The 1,401-nt window shown below is 51.3% G+C and carries 1 protein-coding gene and 2 pseudogenes; 1 reads left to right on the forward strand and 2 read right to left on the reverse strand.

Features of this window, described 5'->3' with window-relative positions; all coding sequences use genetic code 11:
• Together PA598K_RS34210 and PA598K_RS38505 are read right to left on the reverse strand one after the other, a co-directional pair.
• Window positions 1-356, reverse strand: a pseudogene (locus tag PA598K_RS34210) (suppressor of fused domain protein); the annotation flags it as partial.
• Window positions 353-475, reverse strand: a complete 123-nt coding sequence (locus PA598K_RS38505; RefSeq protein ID WP_260405753.1) for a hypothetical protein — start codon at window positions 473-475, stop codon at window positions 353-355. The pseudogene PA598K_RS34210 and the gene PA598K_RS38505, both read right to left, overlap by 4 nt.
• 336 nt (window positions 476-811) lie before the next feature.
• Between PA598K_RS38505 and PA598K_RS38510 the strand changes: the two are divergent.
• A pseudogene (locus PA598K_RS38510) lies at window positions 812-1,401 on the forward strand (spore surface glycoprotein BclB); the annotation flags it as partial.

Genomic DNA, 1,401 nt, shown 5'->3' on the forward strand with positions numbered 1-1,401 from the left:
GGAATCTCCGAATCCGTAGATATGGCGATATGATGCGCGACCAGATCGCATATATATGTAAATACGCGGTCGACGGACTCTCCGCCCAGCTCCGGCGTCAGCGCGAGCATCCACTCGGTTCCGATCAGCCGACCATCGGAGCGAGGCGTGCAGGACAAGCCGACTGTCGCATACCTCGCTATGCCTTGCTCGCCGACAGGCGGGAAATAGTAGACTTCCACACAAGTCTCATATCCCGGTCGACTCATAATAACCCGATACTCCGGCATCGCCCACTCCTTCATATAGGCGCCCAAGATGATACTCCTTCGAATATCAAAGGCAAGCTCGCTCGCTTTGGTCTGTTCCGTCATCATCCTTCATCCCCTTCTTTCTGTTGACTGCGCTTGGGGACAGCCCCCGATCTCGTCCGGTAGAGCGCCTCCATGATCGCCTCGATATAGTCCATCACTTCCTGTGTCATCCCATACAGCACAGCGGCGTCTCCCTCACCTGTGCGAGATATTGCCAGAACGTCTCCGTCAACTGTTCGTCCTCAATGTATAATTAAACCAAATGAATAGACTACCTTCTAAGAGCTGTCCGACCTTTTTCTTTACGCTGAGATAATCGTTATCTGAATATTCAAAACCCTACCACTCGAAGATTTTATGCAACGCTAGTGCTCACAGATACTTCTTGTCCGAATACTTTTTATGTAAATATTGAGGTTTAGCCCCATTTGTTGAAATTAATACGCAAGCGTTGAGGCCATGTCCACTGCCAGTTGCATACTATATTGCGATGGAGACTGCGGAATGGAGGCTTGCTTATGTCACAATCCAATATACCCAACATCACTCCCTTGATTACAATTACACGGGATCAAGCTATTAATATGCTTTTGTCCTCGATAGCTTTAGAGGAGTTGGGACTAAGTCACATCATAAACGCCGAAGGAGAGAAAATCCAGTTTGCTCTGGGAACTTTGCCCGGTGTGACAAGCCCGTCGGCGACGATAGACGACATATTGAACGTCAATGCAAGTGTCAGAGACACGATCCGCGAAATAACGAGAAATGAATGGGTGCTGCAAAACAAACTGGAAAGTATCCTGTCTACACCGATATCGGTCGGCCCTACTGGAGCAACTGGTCCTACAGGTCCTTCAGGCGGTCTGCCAGGACCAACGGGTCCAATTGGAGCGACAGGCGCAACCGGTGCGACAGGAACTTTTGAGCCTGACTCTGTGTTGTTCAACGTGAATGGGCCGACCGGCTCGGCAACGGTCGGTTTAGGTCAGAGCCTCACGTTCCTCTCCACCACACTCGACATTGTGGTAACGCAAGGCTCCGCTAACGTGGAGATTGAGAGCCGAGCCGTATCGGGTCCGACCGGAGCGACCGGCGAGAGCGGCGCGAC

This window comes from Paenibacillus sp. 598K (genome assembly GCF_003851045.1).
Lineage (GTDB): Bacteria > Bacillota > Bacilli > Paenibacillales > Paenibacillaceae > Paenibacillus_D.